We start from the raw sequence: 18,153 nt of genomic DNA, 5'->3' as shown, positions 1-18,153 counted from the left end.
AGTTCGACGATGAGCACGACCAAGACTCTCGCCCTCTGGGTCGCCTACGGCCGCAACGGCGTCGTCGGCAGCATCCGCCACGACGAAGACGGCTACACGGTCACGATGGTCGGATCCGACGCGGCCACGGGCACGTACCCGAGCCTCGCCTCGGCGAAGGGTGCCCTGCACTCCCATATGGCCCCTGGCAGCGACTGGCCGCGTTTCCAGGAGCACTGAGACACCCGACGCCCCGGCCGCACCGGGCGGCGGGGGCGGGCGGCGTCAGGCCTCCGGCTCGCCGGAGAGGATGCCGCGCAGCCAATCGCGCGCCTCGACGAACACGTCGTCGGAGTAGCGGTCCGGGTACTGCACGATCTGCCGGTCCGCACGCGGATACGAGCCGAGGAAGACGACTCGCGGGCTGAAGCGGCGGATGCCGAGCAACGCATCGGCCATGCGCTCGTGCTCGATGTGGCCGTCGGCGTCGATCACGAACCGATAGCGGCCGAGTTCGTCACCGATGGGCCGCGACTCGATGAGCGACAGGTTGATGCCGCGGGTGGAGAACTGCTCGAGCATCTCGAGGAGCGAACCCGGGTGGTCGTGCGGGAGCTCGACGATCAGGGAGGTCTTGTCGGCGCCGGTCGGCTCGGGCGAGCGGGTCGTGCGGGTGACCAGGACGAAGCGGGTCACGGCCTGCGCGTTGTCGCCGATGCCCTCTGCCAGGACGTCGACGTCGTAGTGATTCACGATGCCGGGGGCGGCGATCGCGGCTTGCGCTGCCAGCGTGCCGTCGAGGACGCCGATCGCGGAGGCGACGTTGCTCGATGCGGGCACGTGCGAGTGCGACGGCAGGTTCGCGCCGAGCCAGCCATGGCACTGGGCGTAGGCCACCGGATGCGCCGCGATCACCTCGACCTGATCGAGGGTCGTCCCCCGAGGGGCCACCAGCACGAAGTTCACCCGCACCAGGTACTCGCCGATGATGCGGAGCCCTGGGAGCGTCGCGAGAGCATCCTGCGTGGTGGAGACGCCGCCCTCGATCGAGTTCTCGATCGCGATCATCGCGGCGTCGCTGCGGCCCTCGAGCACGTCGGCGAGAGCCTCACCCACGTTGTGCACGGGGCGCCAGTCCTGGCCGCGGGCCTCGGCCACCTGGTCGAGCGCCGCCTCCGTGAAGGTTCCGGCAGGGCCGAGATAGCTGTAGGTGCGGCGTTCAGTCACGGGTTTCACCTTAGCCCTCGGCGGGCCGACCGCTCTTCCTGGTGACTTCTCGGATGCGATCGGGCCGATCAGGGGGCAGACTGAGGGGATGACCAGCCGTGCCGGCCTCCCTGCGGAGGAAAGTGACCTGATCGACGTCGATGAACTGATCGCCGCCTACTACGACCGCACACCGAACCCCGAGGTCGCGGCCGAACGGGTCGTCTTCGGCACCAGCGGCCATCGCGGATCCTCGCTGTCGAACAGCTTCAACGAGAACCACATCCTCGCCACGACGCAGGCGATCGTGGACTACCGCGATGCGCAGGGCATCACCGGTCCGCTCTTCCTCGGCCGCGACACCCACGCGCTGTCGCTTCCCGCCGAGCGCAGTGCGATCGAGGTGCTGCTCGCGAACGGCATCGACGTGCGCGTCGACTCCCGCGACTCGTGGGTGCCTACGCCGGCGCTCAGCCACGCGATCCTCACGTACAACCGCGGCAAGGCGGCCGACGACCCGAGTCGCGCAGACGGGATCGTCGTCACCCCCTCGCACAACCCCCCGCGCGACGGCGGCTTCAAGTACAACCCGCCGCACGGCGGACCCGCAGACACCGACGCCACGGGCTGGATCGCCGACCGCGCGAATGCCCTCATCGCCGCCGGCCTCGAGGGTGTGAAGCTGGAGCGCTTCGCCGACATCGACTGGGATTCCCTCACCGGCTACGACTTCCGCGACGCCTATGTGCGCGACCTGCCGTCGATCATCGACATCGACGCCATCCGCTCGGCCGGTGTCAGTATCGGCGCCGACCCGCTCGGTGGAGCCTCCGTCGAGTACTGGGCGCTGATCGCGGAGATGCACGACCTCGACCTCACGGTCGTGAACCCCGAGGTCGACCCGACCTGGCGCTTCATGACCCTGGACTGGGACGAGAAGATCCGGATGGATCCGTCGTCGCCTTCCGCGATGGCCTCGCTGGTGGCGAAGAAGGGCTCCTACGACGTCCTCACCGGCAACGACGCCGACGCCGACCGGCACGGCATCGTGACCCCTGACGCGGGGCTGATGAACCCGAACCACTATCTCGCCGTCGCCATCGACTACCTCTTCTCGCACCGCCAGGGCTGGCCGCGCGACGCCGCGATCGGCAAGACGCTGGTGTCGTCGATGATCATCGACCGCGTGGCCGAATCGCTCGGCCGGCGCCTGCTGGAGGTGCCGGTCGGATTCAAGTGGTTCGTTCCCGGACTCCTCGACGGGTCGGTCGCGTTCGGCGGCGAGGAGTCGGCCGGTGCCTCGTTCCTCCGCAAGGACGGCTCGGTCTGGTCGACCGACAAGGACGGCATCCTGCTGTGCCTGCTGGCCGCCGAGATCATCGCCGTGACCGGCAAGACCCCCTCGGAGCGGTATCGCGAGCTGGAGACCGCTTTCGGCGCCTCGGCCTATCAGCGCGTCGACGCTCCGGCCACGCCGGAGCAGAAGGCCACCCTCGGTAAGCTCGCCCCCGAAGCCGTGACGGCGACCGCACTCGCCGGTGAGGACATCACCGCGAAGCTCTCGCATGCGCCCGGCAACGGCGCGGCGATCGGCGGGCTCAAGGTGCAGACCGAGCACGCCTGGTTCGCCGCCCGCCCGTCGGGTACCGAAGACGTCTACAAGCTCTACGCCGAGAGCCTGCGCGGCCCTGAGCACCTCGCCGAGGTGCAGGCGGAGGCCCGTGCCGTGGTCTCGGCCGCGCTGGGCGGCTGACCCCTCCTGCGCAGCGAGCGACGACCCCGGCCGCGCGTGGCCGGGGTCTCCGGCAGGAGCGGGATCAGACCAGGGTGCGCGCCAAGGCGGCTCCCGCTTCGCGCAGCCAGCGCCCCGGTTCGGCGAGCGCCGCCTCCGATGAGCCGGCGAGCGCGGTGAGGGAAGCGCACGCGGCGAACGGTGCAGTGTCGGCGTCGTCGCTGATGCGCCCGGCGGCGAGCATCGCACGGGCACCCGCCGCTGCGGCGAGCCCGGCGAGGAACGAGGGCACCTTGCCGTCGCCCGACTGTCCGTCGTACGACCCCTCCCCCGTGACGACGACATCGGTGTCGGCGATCGCGCCGGCGAGGTCGATGAGCGCGGCCACCTCTGCGGCGCCGGGAGCGAGCACGCCACCCCACGCCGCGAACGCGGCTCCCGTGCCTCCTGCCGCTCCGTGGCCCTGACCGGCAGGGTCGATGCGCAACAGGTCGGCGAGGCGACGCAGGCCGTCGTCGACGAGAGCGATGTCCTCGGCCGCGCGCAGCCCCTTCTGGGGGCCGAACACCGCGGCAGCACCGCGCGGACCGGTGAGCGGATTGGTGACGTCGGTGAGGACGCGCACCTCGGGGGCCGCGCGCAAGGCGCTCAGATCGACGGAGGCGATGTCGTCGAGACCGCGCGCGCCCCGTGCGACAGGTGCACCCGCGGCGTCGAGGAAGCGGACGCCGAGCGCGGTGAGCATCCCCGTGCCCCCATCGGTGGACGCACTGGAGCCGATGCCGACGACGAGTCGCGAGACACCGTGATCGAGGGCGGCGGCGAGGGCTTGCCCGAGACCGGTGGTGTCGGCGTCCCACGGGCACAGCTCGTGCAGCAGCTCGATGCCGGAGGTCGAACCCAGATCGACCACGGCCGTGCCCGCCGGGGCGTTCTCCGTCGGGGGCAGCAGCAGCCAGCAGGTGTCGACCCTCTGCCCCGCCAGACCATCGACCGTGAGCGGCATCCGCACGGCGCCGGGCACGGCCGCTTCGAACGCGGCCATGGTGCCCTCTCCGCCGTCCGCCATCGGCCGATGCACGAACTCGGCGGTCGGATCGACCGATGCCCAGCCGTCGGCGAGGGCGGCCGCGGCATCGACTGCCGTGATGGTGCCCTTGAAGCTGTCGGGGGCCAGCACGACCCTGGTCACCGCACGCTCTCCGCGGTGCTGGCGCGCTCGAGGAGATCGGTCGGGATGACGGCGGCGCCCTCTGCCTCCGGCATACCCTCGATCGCATCGACCAGCGCAGAGACCGCGCGCTGTGCGAGCGCGGTGAAGTCCTGACGGATCGTGGTCAGCGGTGGCCGGTAGTTCGCGGCCTCCGGCACATCGTCGAAGCCGATCACGCTGACATCCTCCGGGACCCGGCGACCCGACTCGGAGACAGCCCGCAGAAGGCCGAGCGCCATCTGGTCGTTGGCGCAGAAGACGGCAGTGGCCGAGGCCAGTTCTCGACCAGCCGCGTACCCGGAGTCGGCGCTCCAGTCGCCGCGGACGACGGCGGGCAGATGGATGCCGGCAGCGGCGAGGGTCTCGCGCCACCCTCGTTCACGCTCGACGGCGGCGAAGGAGTCGGCAGGACCGGCGAGGTGGTGCACGGTGGTGTGCCCGAGGCCGAGGAGTCGACGCGTGGCGGCGGCGGCCCCGCCCGCGTGGTCGCTGTGCACCGAGGTGAACCCGGCGCCGGTCGGTGCGTCGACGACCACGAGCCGCAGTCCCGTGGGGCGCTGAGCGGCGGAGACCAGGGCCGATGCCTCGTTCAGAACGATCGCGCCGTCGACCTCCTGCTCCGCGAGTCGATCGAAGGCCTCGGCGACCCCGTGAGCGGCGGTCACGAGGGTGAGCGCGTAGCCGCGTTCGGCCGCCGCTTCGGCCGTCGCCTGCAACATCCGCGAGTTACCGACGGTCGCCAGGGTGGTGACCACGAGTCCGATCGTCTGCGAGCGGCCGGTGCGCAGGGCTCGGGCTGCGCGGTGCGGACGATAGCCGAGTGCGGTCATCGCCTGCTCCACGCGAGCGCGGGTGTCGGGGTCGACGCGCGAGCTGCCGTTGACGACGCGCGAGACGGTCTGCCCCGAGACGCCCGCGCGGGCGGCGACCATGGCCATCGACACGCGACCGGACGCCGGACGCCTCCGGCGGGAGACAGATTCCTCGACACGGTCGCGTCCGCTCTCGCCCACCCGCATCCTCCGTCTCGACACTCCGGCAGACCGCTGGTGCGCGACTCCGGCATGTTGACGTTATCACGGCTCTGTGCGTACCATGTTTACGTGAACACGCCCGAACTTCCTGAGTTGCGCACCGACACCCTCGGCGCCGGCGTCGTCCGACGCGCCACCACCCTCGCCGACGGCCGCGACCTCATCTACTACGACGACCCCGGCACCGCGCTCGGACCCGATCGAGCCATCGACGCCCGCGTTCTCGACCCCCGCCCTGACACCGCGACGATGCGCCTCGACGTTCTCACCGGCGACTGGATCACCGTCGCCGCGAACCGGCAGAACCGCGTGATGATGCCCGGCGCCGACGCCGACCCGCTCGCGCCGCAGACTCCGGGCAATCCGTCGGAAGTGCCCTCGCGCTACGACGTCGCGGTGTTCGAGAACCGCTCGCCCGCGTTCGGGCCCGCCCTCGCGGAAGCAGTGGGCACCGCACCCGTGGCATCCAACGCGCCCCGCGGACTCGACGATCTCGCAGCTCTCGGCCTCGGCCGCACACGCACCTCGGTCGGACGCTGCGAGGTCGTCTGCTTCAGCCCCGAGCACGCGGGATCCTTCGGCACGCAGTCCGTCACCCGCGCCCGCACCGTCATCGAGGCCTGGGCCGACCGCACGGCGGCGCTGTCGGCGCTGCCCGGCATCGAGCAGATCTTCCCGTTCGAGAACCGTGGTGAGGCGATCGGCGTCACCCTGCCCCACCCGCACGGTCAGATCTACGCGTACCCGTACGTCACTCCGCGCACGACCCGCGTGCTGGAGTCGATCGATCGCACGGCCCCCGACCTGTTCCAGCACATCCTCGAGTCCGAGCAGGCGTCCGAGCGCGTGGTGTTCCGCGGCGAGCACTGGACCGCCTTCGTGCCGTTCGCCGCGCGCTGGCCGCTCGAGGTGCACCTGATGCCGCACCGCCACGTGCCCGACCTCGCCGAGACCACGCAGGCGGAGCGCGACGAGCTCGCCCCGCTGTACCTGCGGCTGCTGCGCGGTGTCGACGCGCTCTACGACTCCCCGACGCCCTACATCGCGGCCTGGCACCAGGCACCCGTGCACGTCGGTCGCGACACCGTGCGCCTGCACCTGCAGCTGACGAGCCCCCGCCGCGCCGCCGACAAGCTGAAGTTCCTCGCCGGCTCCGAGGCCGCGATGTGGGCGTGGGCAGCCGAGGTGCCGCCCGAGGTCGGAGCCGCGCGACTTCGCGAGGCGATCGAACGCGCCTCGCACGACCAGACCGACCCCGGAGCATCCGCATGACCGCCGCCCACGACGCCCGCGCCCTCTTCACCCGGCTCACCGGCCGCGAACCCGATGGACTCTGGTCGGCACCGGGACGCGTGAACCTCATCGGCGAGCACACCGACTACAACGACGGGTTCGTCCTGCCGTTCGCCATCCCGCAGCGCACGGTCGCCGCGGTCGGCCGGCGCGACGACGACCGCGGTCGCGTCCTGGTCGGCTCCACCTTCGCGGACGAGCCGGTCGAGGTCGCCCTCGACGAACTCGACGGCCTGTTCCCCACCGCACCCGGCTCGCATCCGGCCGTCCCGGAATGGGCCGCCTATCCGCTCGGGGTCGCCTGGGCGTTGCGTCAGGCCGCGGTGGAGGCCGGCCCGTTCAGCGGACTCGACATCGCGATCGCCTCCGACGTGCCGGTGGGAGCGGGGCTCTCGTCGTCCGCCGCGATCGAAGGGGCCACGGCTTCCGCTCTGAACGAGCTGTGGGGCACCGGGCTCGACGGCACGACCCTCGCCCGCATCGGACGACGTGCCGAGAACGAGGCCGTCGGCGCTCCCACCGGGATCATGGACCAGATGGCGTCGATGCTCGGCCGCCCCGACACCGCGATCTTCCTCGACTGCCGGTCGCTGGAGACCCAGCTCGTACCTCTCGCCGTCGCCGAAGCCGGACTCGCCATCCTCGTGATCGACACACGGGTCAAGCACGCGCACTCCACGGGCGGCTACCGCGAACGCCGGGCCTCGTGCGAGCTCGGTGCGTCGATCATGGGGGTGTCCGCGCTGCGCGACGTGTCGATCGACGACCTGCCGCGCGCCCAGGAGCTGATGGACGACGTCACCTTCCGGCGCGTACGCCACATCGTCACCGAGAACCAGCGCGTGCTCGACACGGTGCGGGTGCTGCGCGAGCAGGGGGTGCGCGCGATCGGCGATCTCCTGCTCGCCTCGCACGCCTCGATGCGCGACGACTTCGAGATCTCGACCCCCGAACTCGACACCGCGGTCGACACCACGCTGGCGGCCGGCTCCCTGGGCGCACGGATGACGGGCGGCGGATTCGGCGGAGCCGCGATCGCACTGATCGAGCAGGATGCCGTCGAGGCGGTCGCGGATGCCGTGAACGCGGCCTTCGCGGCCTCCCGGTTCGCGGCCCCCCTGCTGTTCACGGTGACCCCGTCTGCCGGGCCCCGCCGCGATGCCTGAAAGAATGACCCATCGAGCCGCGACGACGTCGTGGCGGGAGAGGAAACGCAATGTCCTGGATCGTCACCGGCGGCGCCGGATACATCGGCGCCCACGTGGTGCGCGCCCTCGCCGACGCGGGGCTCACCCCGGTCGTACTGGATGACCTGTCCAGCGGCGTCGCATCGTTCGTGCCCGAGGGTGTGGCGTTCGTGCAGGGCAGCATCCTGGACCGCGAACTCGTCGAGAAGACGCTGCGCGATCACGACGCCGCGGGGGTGATCCACGTCGCCGGATTCAAGTACGCCGGCGTCTCGGTGCAGCGCCCTCTGCACACCTATGCGCAGAACGTCGAGGGTACGCGGGTGGTCCTGGAGGCCATGGAGGCCGCTGGCGTCTCGAACATCGTCTTCTCGTCGTCCGCCGCGGTGTTCGGGACCCCCGACGTCGCGCTCGTCGTCGAGGACACCCCCAAGAAGCCGGCGAGCCCCTACGGCGAATCGAAGCTGATCGGCGAGTGGCTGCTGCGCGACCAGGGCATCGCCACGGCCGACTCCGAGCGGCCGCTGCGTCACACGTCGCTGCGGTACTTCAATGTGGTGGGCTCCGCCGACCCGACGGTCTACGACGTCAGCCCGCACAACCTCTTCCCGATCGTGTTCGAGGCGCTGCTCGCGGGCACGACCCCCAAGATCTTCGGCGACGACTATGCCACCGAAGACGGGACGAACGTGCGCGACTACGTGCACGTCGGCGACATCGCGGCGGCCCACGTCGCCGCAGCGCAGCGCCTCTCCGACGGACGTCCGATCGAAGCCGCCTACAACCTCGGCTCCGGCGACGGACTCAGCGTGAAGCAGATCATGGACGCCGTCGCCCGCGTCACCGGCATCGACTTCACCCCCGAGATCGGACCGCGGCGGCCGGGCGACCCCGACCGCATCGTGGCGACGGGCGAGCTCGCAGCGCGCGACCTCGACTGGACCATGCGGTACTCGGTCGACGAGATGGTGCGCACGGGGTGGGAGGCGCGTCAGGCTGCTCGTCCGTAGCGGTCAGAGGTCGCGGGACCTGATCGGATAGAGCCAGAAGCAGAACCAGGCGAGCGCGGTGAACCCGAGCGGGATCACCGCGAGCATCAGCCGGATACCGCCGTCGACGCTCTCGGGCTGCGCGTCGCCGAGAGCGGCGTCGAAGCCGGATGCCGTCAGCACCACCGCGGCGACGATCGCCTGCAGCACGACCGAGCCGCGCACCACGAAGCCGTTCACTCCGAAGTAGGCGCCTTCCCGACGATGACCTGTGCGCGCGGCATCCTCGTCGATGATCTGCGCGAGCACGACCTCGAGCAGCTGCAGCAGGCCGCCGATGCCCACGCCGACCGCCACACCGACCAGAACCGCACCGGGCACGTCTGCCGCCACGAGGTAGCCGAGCATGGCCGCGCCGAACACCGCGACGCTCCACAGCAGCGCGGTGCGGGGGGAGGTGCGGCGGACGACCGCGCTCCACAACCCGATCGAGGGGATCGCGGTGACGAAGATCACCCCGAGCAGCAGGCTGCCCTCTCCCTCCGGTGCGCGCAGGGAGTACCTGACGTAGAAGGGGACCGCCGCCAGGATCACGGCGATCGAGGTCTGCACGAACAGCGACCCGAGCACGTAGGGGACGAACGCGCGGTTGCGGAAGGTGTACGTCAGCTGGTCGCCCCAGCGCATGGCCTCCGAAGCTGCCTCCGGAACCCGCCGCTCGATCATCCCCCCGAAGAACGACCACACGAGTAGCACCAGGCAGACGGCGCCGAGCACCAGGGCCATGCCCGGCCAGCCGAGCGCGCTGTACAGCGCCGGCGCACCGGCTGTTCCGAGGACCATGCCGAGGATCGCGAAGATCTGTCGTGGCACGTTGCCGCGGGCGCGCTCCTCGGTGGTGCGGAAGATCTCGGGGAACAGGGCGGAGATGTTCAGCACCACGACCACGAAGGCCACGTCGTATACGGCGACGACGACGAGGAACCAGATGATGAGGCCGCTCACGGGGAGCTCTGGCGGCATCCACACCAGCGCGAACGCGACGACGAGCGGCACGATGCCCACGCCGATCCAGGGGATGCGCCGGCCCCACGGTGTGCGCAGCCGGTCGGACACCGTGCCCACGACGGGGTTCAGCACGGCGTTCAGGATGCCGTGGGCGATCATCGCGACCGCCACCCACCCGGCGGGGACGGCGAGGTGAGAGACGTAGAAGTAGACGACGAAGGCCGAGAAGGTCTGCGCCATGAGCTGCGTCGGGAAGCCGGAGGCTCCGAACGCGATCGTCTGCGCTCTGGTCGGCGCCGCGTCCAGACGTCGGTCGCGCACCCGCTCGCTCAGCGACGTCACCGGGCGTCTCCCCTTTGCAGGTCGCGCAGGTCGCGCCAGCCGATGCGCACGAGCGCCTCGTCCTCGATCGCCTGCAGCACGGCCGGATCGCTCAGCAGTCGCAGCTCGTAGCCGCGCTTCGCCGCGCTGAAATCGACAGCCGCGCGGAGCTCGTCGTCGTCGACCATCGGATGCAGGTAGATCTCGGTGACTCCGGCCGGCACCGCTCGCAGCAGCGCGATGAAGCCGTCGCGCATCTGCTCGTACGTCTCCTCATCCGGTGTGCCCTCGCGCAGGAGCTCGAACGGGTGCGACCACAGCCGATCGATGATCTCGACGCCGGCTGCATCGGCGGCTGCCGCCGCAGCGTCGAGCTGGGCCTGCAGCGCGGAATCCTCGCCGACCCCGTCCATGCTGCGCGGCAGCCGGAACGGGAGACCGTGTCGTGCGGCGAGCTCGAACACCGGGCGGAGGAAGCCTCGGCCGGTCACGAGCCCGTAGACCGAACCCATGTGATTGTCGAGGTGCGTCACGTCGACGCCGGCGTCGAGCGCGGTCAGCAACTGGGCGGCGAGTTCGGCGGCGACATCGTCATCGGTGGCGTTCTGCTCGACGGACAGGACGTCGGTCGGGAAGAAGCCCGCGGCGTCGACGAGGCTCGTGGCGGTACCGGTCAGCGGGCGCCACCGGTAGCGGGCCCATTCGCTGGTGAGAACGAGGTGCACGCCGACGTCGAGGTCGGTGCGGGAGGCGGCGAAAGCGAGCGCTGCCGGTGACCACGAGCACGGGACCATCACGGTCGTCGAGTCGATGCGTCCGGCTGTGAGCAGGTCGATGATGGCGGTGTTGGCCGCATGGCACATGCCGAAATCATCCGCATTGAGGATGATCGCCCGCGCACCGGGCGCGAGACCGAGTCGATCGGCGAGGTCGGAAGGTGCGGTCATCGAGGATCCTGTCGGGTGATTCGAGCGGCAGTGCCCGGACGGGTGGTGTGCAACGGGTGGTGTTCATCGGCCAGCCTGGGAGGCGGGCGTGAGGATGCGGGTGAAGAGTTCGCCTCGGAGCGCAACGGCCGCTTCGTTGACGGCGCCGACCAGTGGAGCCTCCGGACCGAAGGAGGAGACGAGGAACCGCAGGGGAAGCTGCGCCTCGTACTCGCCGGCGATCCGCACGATCGCGGCGACGAGTGCCGGATGAGCTGCTTCGCCGCTGAGGATGAATGCTTCCGGATCGAGCACCAGCCCCACGCTGCCGGCCACGAGAACGATGCGGCGAGCGATCTCGGACACGATCCGTACCGCCGCAGCGTCTCCGCGGACGGCCGCCTCCAGATGATCGGCGAAAGATGCCCCGGGATCGCGGCCGGCGCCGAGGGCCAGGTCGCCCACGACCGCGTCGCCCACGAGGGGCGCACCGATCGGGATGGGCGTCTGCGGCAGGTACATGACTTCGCCGGCGACGCCGGAGAAGCCGCGGTGCAGCGCGCCGTCGATCACGATGCCGGCCCCGAGCCCGTCGTCGAGGAGCAGCAGCGCGAAGCTAGCCAGGACCGCTCCTTCTCCAGCGGTGAGCTCGGCGAGGGCTGCGAGATTCACATCGTTCTCGATGCGCACAGGACAGTCGAGGGCGGTCGACAGCGCCGCACGGAATGCGCCGCCGTCGGGGCCGAGGTCGTCGCGGATGCCGCCGTCGGCCGTGACGATGCCGGGCACTCCGGCGACCGCCAGGTGAACGGCGCCCTTCGCCGCTTTCACCGTGCGGCGACACCGCTCGACGAGGGAGACGATGTGGGTCACGCGATCTTCGGCCTCGGTGAACGGGGCGTGCTCCTCCGCCCGCACGGTTCCGCCGGCGTCGACGAGCACGACGTGGGCGGCATGGTGATCGACGTGCACGGCGACGGCGAATCCGAGGCGCGGATGCAGGGCGACCCGTCCGGCGGCGGGGCCTCTCGTGTCCCGGTCGAGGCCTGCCGACGCGACGGCCCCGGCGTTCTCGAGCATCCGCAGCACCTGCGTGACCGCGGTGCGTGACAGACCGGTGGCGGACATCAGCTCCGAACGGGTCTGCGAGCCGCTGCGAGCGAGCGCCTCCAGGATCGCACGGCCGTTGAGCGTGCGCAGCAGGCCCTGCGGTCCCGCGAGTGGTCTGGACATCTGTTCCCTGGGTTGCCTGTCTGGTTTTCGTGTACCGCGCCAGGTGTCGTTCCGACGCGATGCCGACACGGAGCCGGGCGCAACGCCCGCCAGCATGCCACATCGTGTCGCACTAGTCGACACGTGGCGCCGAGCCTGCATGTCTCGGTTCACGTCCTGAGCAGTGCCGAGCGGCGGGCAGCCGGCCTGTTGCAAGCCCTGCTCACTGGCTGGGGCACGCGCCATCGTCGGCTGGGATCCCACCACGCGGGGCCGCGGACGTGAGGGGTGCCGTGTCTCATGCGGATCTCCCATCCGGAAGCGTCGAGGGTGCGGTGATGATGCCAGCAGAGGGCGACGCCGTTGTCGGTGTGGGTAGGCCCGCCGCGCGAGTGCTCCTGCACATGGTGGATCTCGCACCACGTCGCGGGGACGTGGCAGCCGGGAATCAGGCATTCGTGGTCGCGGAGAGTGATCGCCCGGCGTTGATGGGCGCTGAAGATCCGGTCGGAGGTGTCGATTCCGATGATGCGCCCTGCCGGGTCGAACAGCACCCGCTGCACTCCACCCGCGCAGGCGGTGTGTGCGGCGGTACGCACGGATACGGGGACGTCGATACCGTCGACGTGCGCCCACCCGCGCCCGGCGATGTAGTCGTCGGCGGTGACGGTCACGACCAGAGTCGGTGCGGCGCCACCGAGACGGGGCATCTCATCGTGCCGCGCAGCGATCCCCAGCACCGCGGCGAGGGTGTCGTGCTGCTTCTGTGCGCGGGACCGGGTGTCGACCATCCGGGCGGGATCGTCGGAAGGGAGGACATCGTCGCCTGTTCCCCCCACCGCCCCGGTGGAGGCGGCCTCATCGTGGTCGACCAGGACGGACGGCTGGAAGACGACCCCGGGCGCGGATGGCCCGTCGACTCTCGGGTTCAGATAGGCGTCGAAGATGCGCTGCAGCTGTCCCGCGACCTCGGGCAGCAGCCCGCCCCGGATCGGGATCACCCCGTCTTTCGCCCGGCCCAGGATGATCCCCCGGGCGCGCATCGCGATGTCGTCTGCCGGCTCCGCGCCGTCGGGGTCGAGGTACTGCACGATCACCTGCGCCAGGGTCCGGAGGTCTTCCGGCGTCGCCGGTGGTGCTTCTTCGCCGTCGACAGCCGCATCCGCGTCGGCGCGGCGGCCGTCGTCCGCCCCCTGGGCAGCGACCGCGCATCCGCGGGCATACGCCGCAAGCTCCGCATCTGCGAGCAGCCGGTCAGCTGTACCGACCCGGACCGCAGCGTGTTCCACCGGTCCTGTCGCTGCCAGCAGCCCGGCCACCCCCACCGCCCCGTCGAGCATCGCCGCCCGCATCGCCGGCCACCGCGCCGGCAAGCGAACCCCCGACGACAGCTCCACCTCGCGACGCACGGCCTTCGCCGCCTTCCCCACTCGACCAGCGCCAGCGGCATCCGTCCGCAGCACCCGCTGCAGCAGCTCGCCCATCGTCCGACACCCGAATCGACCGCAGAATGCCACCGCACCCGACCCGGCCGGGCGCGCATCGACAGACGCGACCGTCTCCACGACCAGCGCCTCCACGCGCCGCTGCACCTCCCCCGCCACACGCAAGAGCTGCATCTTCGCGTCATCCGGCAACCCCACCACCACGTCGGAGCGCAGCAGCGCGTCCAGATCAGCGGCCGTCTGACCGAGCATCTCCACCGGGGTTGTCATACGCGCAAGTCAACCCGGGGCCACCGACATTCACTGCCGGATAAGGCCAGTTCAGAGCAATATTCCGGAACTCATACGAGGTCCGCGACTCCTCCACAGGCGAGGCGGATTCCCGCCTTTCCACACGTACGGCAGATCGCGCCCCACGGCTCGCCCGGACGTCGGGCTCCCGGCGCAGAATCGGTGCATCGTCCTCCGCAACACACAGGCACCGAGGTCGATCGAAGCCCGAGCACCCCTCCGCGACGTGTGATCTCGATCCATGCGCTCTCGATTTGACGCTCTCGACTTCGCGAATCCGATTACAGATCGGTAACGGTGGCATCCGGGGGGATCGCCCGCCGCGCACACCTGCCTCCCGGAAGGACCCCGTCACGAACTCCCTGCCACCCGAGCGCGATCACGACGCCTCGGAACCCCCCGCACAAGTCCCTGACTCGACGCGACCGCTCTTGCGGCGCGACCTGAGGCGCTCCGCCACCGCAGATTCACGGAGTTCCCGCCGGGCGAATGCAGCTCCTGCTGCTTCTGCGCCCGAAGCAGCCACTCCGGGTGATGCCTCCTCCGCCCGCACCGCTTCCGCAGCTGACCCCGCCCCGGGAGCGGAGGCAGCCCCGGCAACCGCAACCGAAGCGGCCCCCGCACGCGAGGTAGCCCCCACACCCGAGGCAACCCCCACACGCGAGGCAACCCCCACACCCGAGGCGACTCCCACACCCGAGGCAGCACCCACGCGCGAGGCAGCACTGCCCACCCCCGCACCCGAGGCGGCCCTCACACCCGAGGCAGCCCCCACCTCCTCCGCAGCGCCCACCCCTTCCTCCGACGCCCCTCCGGCCACCCCACAGGCACCCCGCGCCCCCCGCTCCTGGGATCCTCGTCTGCGCCCGCGACACCTGGCTGCGCCGACGGCGCCGACTTCTCGAGCTCTGGTGCGCCGGGAGAAGCGCCGGTGGGCGAGGGCTAAGGCACTTGGCGCCACACTGGCGATCGGCGTGCTGATCTCCGGCGCGGCTCTTCCCGCACTCAACCCCGTCGGTGGCCAGGCCGCCAACGCCAGCGCCAACGCCAGCGCCAGCGCCAGCATCTCCACCGCGGCCGAAGGAACCGCGCAGTCGTACACAGCGAAGGCGGGAATCCGGGCCCAGATCGATCCCCGGGGGAACTTCTCCGCGACGACGCCCGAGGAGATCAAGGAGACCCGCTCCCGCGCCGCTGCCGCCGCCGTCGCCGCCGGCATGCCTCTCTCCAGCGCGATGGACATCCCCCTCGCCGGACGCATCGTGATGCCGATGGCCGACGGGACCTACTCGTTCACCGATGGCTTCGGCGCCTCGCGGCCGGGCCGATCCCACCTCGGCCAGGACTTCGCCGCCCCCATCGGCACCCCCATCAACGCAGCGATGAAGGGCTGCGTCTCGCGGTCCACCGAGAGCTACCAGGGTTACGGCGTCACGATCCAGATCGAGAGCATCGTCGACGGGCAGGCCGTGAGCACCGTCTACTCGCACATGACCTACGGCAGTCGCGCGGTCGAGGTCGGAGACTGCGTCGAGGAGGGCCAGTACATCGGCGACGTCGGCTCGACAGGGTACGTGTTCGGTTCGTGCCTGCACTTCGAGGTCCACATCAACACGGTGGCGGTCGACCCGCTTCCGTGGCTCAAGAAGAACGTGAGCTGACCGGCACCGCACGACCCCACGCCGCCTCTGCGATCACCGTAGGGTGGCGGGATGAGTGCACTGGTGATCCGCGACGCACGCGCCGAAGACGCCGAAGACATCGCTGGCGTGCACGTGCGTTCGTGGCAGGCCGCCTATCGAGGACTCATCGACCAGTCGGTGCTCGACAGCCTCTCCGTCGATGAGAGAGCCGCGGGCTGGCGGCGCATACTCGCCGAGCCGCTGCCGACGAGCCTGGGAACGCTCGTCGCCGTGCGCGACGACCGCCTCATCGGCTGGGCGTCACTCGGCTCGGGCCGCGACCCCGACGGCCTCGCCGACGGAGAGGTGTACGGCATCTACGCCGACTCTTCCGCCTGGTCCACCGGCGCGGGTCATGCCCTGCTCATAGCCGCCGAGCAGCGGATCACCGAGGCCGGTCACGACCGCGCCTACCTGTGGGTGCTCGACGGCAACGAGCGCGCCGACGCCTTCTACGCCCGTCACGGCTGGCTCGAAGACGGCGCGATCAAGATCGAGGAGCGTCCTCGGTTCACCCTGCGCGAGCACCGCCGCGTGAAGACACTCGCCGCATGAACACGATCCCCGCGTGAAGGTCCTGACCGCCTGAGGGCACGCCGCCGGCCGCCGCCTCAGTCGAGTGCGCTCATCACGTGCTTGATGCGGGTGTAGTCGTCGAAACCGTACTGCGACAGATCCTTGCCGTAGCCGGAGTGCTTGAATCCGCCGTGCGGCATGTCCGACACGAACGGGATGTGGGTGTTGATCCACACGCAGCCGAAATCGAGATCACGCGAGAAGCGCATCGCCCTGGCATGATCGGTCGTCCACACCGACGCGGCGAGCGCGTAGGGCACGTCGTTGGCCATCTCCAGGGCCTCGGCGTCCTCGGAGAACGCCTGCACCGTGAGCACCGGTCCGAAGATCTCTCCCTGCACGACCTCGTCGTCCTGTCGCACGCCCGACACGATCGTGGGCTCCCAGAAGTAGCCGCGGTCGCCCTGGCGGCGTCCGCCGGTCTCGATCGTCGCGTGCGCGGGCAGGCGGTCGATGAACCCCTGCACCTGGGCGAGTTGTGCCGCACTGCTCAGCGGGCCGTACAGCACCCCCTCCTCGCGCGGGCCGCCGGTGCGGGCGTGGGTCTTCGCCCTGGCGACCAGCGCGGCGATCAGCTCGTCGTGCCGCGAGGCGTGCACCAGCACCCGGGTGGCAGCGGTGCAGTCCTGTCCGCCGTTGAAGAACGCGCCGGTGATGATGCCCTCGACGGCCTTGTCGATCGACACATCGGCGAACACGATCGCCGGAGCCTTGCCGCCGAGCTCGAGGTGCACGCGCTTGACGTCGTCGGCCGCCGAACGCGCGACCGCCATACCCGCACGCACCGAACCGGTGATGGCGACCATCTGCGGCGTGGGGTGCTCCACGAGCGCGACACCCGTGTCCCTGTCTCCGAGCACGACGTTGAGAGTGCCGGCCGGCGTGTGCAGCGCGACGATCTCGGCGAGCAGCAGGGTGGTGAGCGGCGTCGACTCCGCGGGCTTCAGCACGACCGTGTTGCCGGCGGCGAGCGCGGGAGCGATCTTCCACACCGCCATGTTCAGCGGGTAGTTCCACGGCGTGACCTGGCCGATCACGCCGACGGGTTCGCGCCGCACGAAGGAGGTGTGACCGGCGAGGTACTCCCCCGCAGCCCTGCCCTCGAGGCTTCGCGCCGCACCCGCGAAGAAGCGCAGCTGATCGACGGACTGCATGATCTCGTCCGCGACGAGGCTGGCCCGCGGCTTGCCGGTGTCCTGCGACTCGAGGTCGGCGAACTCCTCCGCTCGCGCCTCCATCTCGTCGGCGATGCGGAACAGCGCCAGCTGCCGTTCGCCGGGCGTGGTGTCGCGCCAGATCGGGAAGGCGGCGGATGCGGCGGCATAGGCGGCATCCACGTCGCTGCCGTCCGATACCGGGAGCTCCCCGTAGGTCTCTTCGGTGACAGGATCGACGAGCGGCATGCGGTCGGCGCCGCTCGCGGGCACATAGCGGCCGCCGATGAAGTTCTGCAGCGGCGCGGAGTTCTTCAGGAGGTGACTGGACATGGGGTCATCGTATCGACATCCGTACGGAATCTGAAGATCTGATCAGACGAAACAACTGAATCGGTTGCAGAATGCAGAACCGGCTGACAATATCGACACATGAGCACGAAGCCGTCCCAGCCTGCCCTTGATGACATCTCGAAGCGCATCGTCGAACTGCTGCAGGAAGACGGCCGCCGCCCCTACGCAGAGATCGCGCGCGAGGTCGGGCTGAGCGAAGCGGCGGCTCGCCAGCGCGTGCAGCGGATGACCGAGGCCGGCATCATCCAGATCGTCGCCGTCACCGACCCCATGCAGCTCGGCTTCCACCGCATGTCGATGATCGGCATCCGCGTCTCGGGCGACCCGCGCGAGATCGCCGAGGAGCTCACCACGATCCCCGAGCTGGCGTATGTGGTCGTCACGCTCGGCACCTTCGACATCCTCGTCGAGGCCGTGTGCGAGAACGACGAGCACCTGATCGATCTCATCGCAACCCGCATCCGCACCATCCCGGGCATCACCCACACCGAGAGCATGCTCTACGCAGGCCTCTACAAAGACCTCTACAACTGGGGCACGCGCTGAGGCGC

At 70.4% G+C, this 18,153-nt stretch carries 16 protein-coding genes; 8 read left to right on the top strand and 8 right to left on the bottom strand.

Annotated elements, in window-relative coordinates:
• The first annotated feature begins 9 nt into the window (after nucleotides 1-9).
• Nucleotides 10-219, top strand: coding sequence for a hypothetical protein (locus KY497_RS05660; protein WP_017829430.1), 210 nt, complete (start codon nucleotides 10-12; stop codon nucleotides 217-219).
• Nucleotides 220-264: 45 nt separating this feature from the next.
• Here the strand turns inward: KY497_RS05660 and pheA are convergent, their stop codons facing one another.
• Nucleotides 265-1,215, bottom strand: a complete 951-nt coding sequence (gene pheA, locus KY497_RS05655; RefSeq protein WP_017829431.1) for a prephenate dehydratase — start codon at nucleotides 1,213-1,215, stop codon at nucleotides 265-267.
• 79 nt (nucleotides 1,216-1,294) lie between these two features.
• Between pheA and pgm the strand changes: the two genes are divergently transcribed.
• Nucleotides 1,295-2,938, top strand: coding sequence for a phosphoglucomutase (alpha-D-glucose-1,6-bisphosphate-dependent) (pgm, locus tag KY497_RS05650; protein WP_141387924.1), 1,644 nt, complete (start codon nucleotides 1,295-1,297; stop codon nucleotides 2,936-2,938).
• Nucleotides 2,939-3,002: 64 nt separating this feature from the next.
• Here the strand turns inward: pgm and KY497_RS05645 are convergent, their stop codons facing one another.
• Both KY497_RS05645 and KY497_RS05640 read right to left on the bottom strand, forming a co-directional pair.
• On the bottom strand, nucleotides 3,003-4,109 hold the full coding sequence (locus KY497_RS05645) for a glycerate kinase (protein WP_219870036.1): 1,107 nt from the start codon (nucleotides 4,107-4,109) through the stop codon (nucleotides 3,003-3,005).
• Nucleotides 4,106-5,068: a LacI family DNA-binding transcriptional regulator gene (locus KY497_RS05640; RefSeq protein WP_219870304.1), complete on the bottom strand. Its 963-nt coding sequence runs from the start codon at nucleotides 5,066-5,068 to the stop codon at nucleotides 4,106-4,108. The genes KY497_RS05645 and KY497_RS05640 overlap by 4 nt, the downstream gene beginning before the upstream one ends.
• A gap of 165 nt (nucleotides 5,069-5,233) precedes the next feature.
• On the opposite strand from KY497_RS05640, the gene galT reads away from it, so the two are divergent.
• Genes galT through galE form a run of 3 tightly spaced genes read left to right on the top strand, consistent with a single transcriptional unit; the run spans nucleotide 5,234 to nucleotide 8,654 of the window.
• Nucleotides 5,234-6,436, top strand: a complete 1,203-nt coding sequence (gene galT / locus KY497_RS05635) for a galactose-1-phosphate uridylyltransferase (protein ID WP_141387918.1) — start codon at nucleotides 5,234-5,236, stop codon at nucleotides 6,434-6,436.
• Nucleotides 6,433-7,623: a galactokinase gene (gene galK, locus KY497_RS05630; RefSeq protein ID WP_219870035.1), complete on the top strand. Its 1,191-nt coding sequence runs from the start codon at nucleotides 6,433-6,435 to the stop codon at nucleotides 7,621-7,623. Before galT ends, galK begins: the two co-directional genes overlap by 4 nt.
• A 50-nt stretch (nucleotides 7,624-7,673) precedes the next feature.
• A complete protein-coding gene (gene galE / locus KY497_RS05625; RefSeq protein ID WP_127483039.1) occupies nucleotides 7,674-8,654 on the top strand; it encodes a UDP-glucose 4-epimerase GalE in 981 nt (326 codons plus the stop codon).
• A 3-nt stretch (nucleotides 8,655-8,657) separates the two neighbouring features.
• Here galE and KY497_RS05620 read toward each other — a convergent pair whose 3' ends face one another.
• From KY497_RS05620 to KY497_RS05605, 4 genes are all read right to left on the bottom strand, one after another.
• Nucleotides 8,658-9,983, bottom strand: coding sequence for an MFS transporter (locus tag KY497_RS05620; RefSeq protein ID WP_219870034.1), 1,326 nt, complete (start codon nucleotides 9,981-9,983; stop codon nucleotides 8,658-8,660).
• On the bottom strand, nucleotides 9,980-10,909 hold the full coding sequence (locus KY497_RS05615; protein WP_219870033.1) for a polysaccharide deacetylase family protein: 930 nt from the start codon (nucleotides 10,907-10,909) through the stop codon (nucleotides 9,980-9,982). Before KY497_RS05615 ends, KY497_RS05620 begins: the two co-directional genes overlap by 4 nt.
• Nucleotides 10,910-10,972: 63 nt before the next feature.
• Entirely contained in the window at nucleotides 10,973-12,121 is a 1,149-nt protein-coding gene (locus KY497_RS05610; protein WP_219870032.1) for an ROK family transcriptional regulator, read from the bottom strand.
• A 149-nt stretch (nucleotides 12,122-12,270) separates the two neighbouring features.
• Nucleotides 12,271-13,815 carry an HNH endonuclease signature motif containing protein gene (locus tag KY497_RS05605; RefSeq protein WP_219870031.1) on the bottom strand — a complete coding sequence of 515 codons (1,545 nt, stop codon included), beginning with the start codon at nucleotides 13,813-13,815 and terminating at the stop codon, nucleotides 12,271-12,273.
• 995 nt (nucleotides 13,816-14,810) lie between these two features.
• Between KY497_RS05605 and KY497_RS05600 the strand changes: the two genes are divergently transcribed.
• On the top strand, nucleotides 14,811-15,497 hold the full coding sequence (locus KY497_RS05600) for a M23 family metallopeptidase (protein WP_258185925.1): 687 nt from the start codon (nucleotides 14,811-14,813) through the stop codon (nucleotides 15,495-15,497).
• Between the two features lie 51 nt (nucleotides 15,498-15,548).
• Entirely contained in the window at nucleotides 15,549-16,073 is a 525-nt protein-coding gene (locus tag KY497_RS05595) for a GNAT family N-acetyltransferase (RefSeq protein ID WP_219870029.1), read from the top strand.
• A gap of 56 nt (nucleotides 16,074-16,129) precedes the next feature.
• On the opposite strand, the gene KY497_RS05590 is transcribed toward KY497_RS05595, so the two are convergent.
• On the bottom strand, nucleotides 16,130-17,581 hold the full coding sequence (locus tag KY497_RS05590; protein WP_141387029.1) for a gamma-aminobutyraldehyde dehydrogenase: 1,452 nt from the start codon (nucleotides 17,579-17,581) through the stop codon (nucleotides 16,130-16,132).
• Nucleotides 17,582-17,680: 99 nt separating this feature from the next.
• On the opposite strand from KY497_RS05590, the gene KY497_RS05585 reads away from it, so the two are divergent.
• Nucleotides 17,681-18,148 carry an Lrp/AsnC family transcriptional regulator gene (locus tag KY497_RS05585; RefSeq protein ID WP_017829446.1) on the top strand — a complete coding sequence of 156 codons (468 nt, stop codon included), beginning with the start codon at nucleotides 17,681-17,683 and terminating at the stop codon, nucleotides 18,146-18,148.
• The last annotated feature ends 5 nt before the right edge of the window (nucleotides 18,149-18,153 follow it).

The sequence above is a fragment of the Microbacterium sp. PAMC22086 genome, assembly GCF_019443525.1.
GTDB lineage: Bacteria > Actinomycetota > Actinomycetes > Actinomycetales > Microbacteriaceae > Microbacterium > Microbacterium maritypicum.
This window is presented reverse-complemented; position numbering and strand designations above follow the sequence as displayed.

Bases quoted from the DNA above. Each gene is read 5' to 3' on its own strand.
- KY497_RS05595 (WP_219870029.1), top strand. From the start codon at position 15,549: ATGAGTGCACTGGTGATCCGCGACGCACGCGCCGAAGACGCCGAAGAC.
- pgm (WP_141387924.1), top strand. From the start codon at position 1,295: ATGACCAGCCGTGCCGGCCTCCCTGCGGAGGAAAGTGACCTGATCGAC.
- KY497_RS05640 (WP_219870304.1), bottom strand. From the start codon at position 5,068: ATGGCCATGGTCGCCGCCCGCGCGGGCGTCTCGGGGCAGACCGTCTCG.
- KY497_RS05605 (WP_219870031.1), bottom strand. From the start codon at position 13,815: ATGACAACCCCGGTGGAGATGCTCGGTCAGACGGCCGCTGATCTGGAC.
- KY497_RS05660 (WP_017829430.1), top strand. From the start codon at position 10: ATGAGCACGACCAAGACTCTCGCCCTCTGGGTCGCCTACGGCCGCAAC.
- KY497_RS05610 (WP_219870032.1), bottom strand. From the start codon at position 12,121: ATGTCCAGACCACTCGCGGGACCGCAGGGCCTGCTGCGCACGCTCAAC.
- KY497_RS05585 (WP_017829446.1), top strand. From the start codon at position 17,681: ATGAGCACGAAGCCGTCCCAGCCTGCCCTTGATGACATCTCGAAGCGC.
- galK (WP_219870035.1), top strand. From the start codon at position 6,433: ATGACCGCCGCCCACGACGCCCGCGCCCTCTTCACCCGGCTCACCGGC.
- KY497_RS05615 (WP_219870033.1), bottom strand. From the start codon at position 10,909: ATGACCGCACCTTCCGACCTCGCCGATCGACTCGGTCTCGCGCCCGGT.
- KY497_RS05590 (WP_141387029.1), bottom strand. From the start codon at position 17,581: ATGTCCAGTCACCTCCTGAAGAACTCCGCGCCGCTGCAGAACTTCATC.
- galE (WP_127483039.1), top strand. From the start codon at position 7,674: ATGTCCTGGATCGTCACCGGCGGCGCCGGATACATCGGCGCCCACGTG.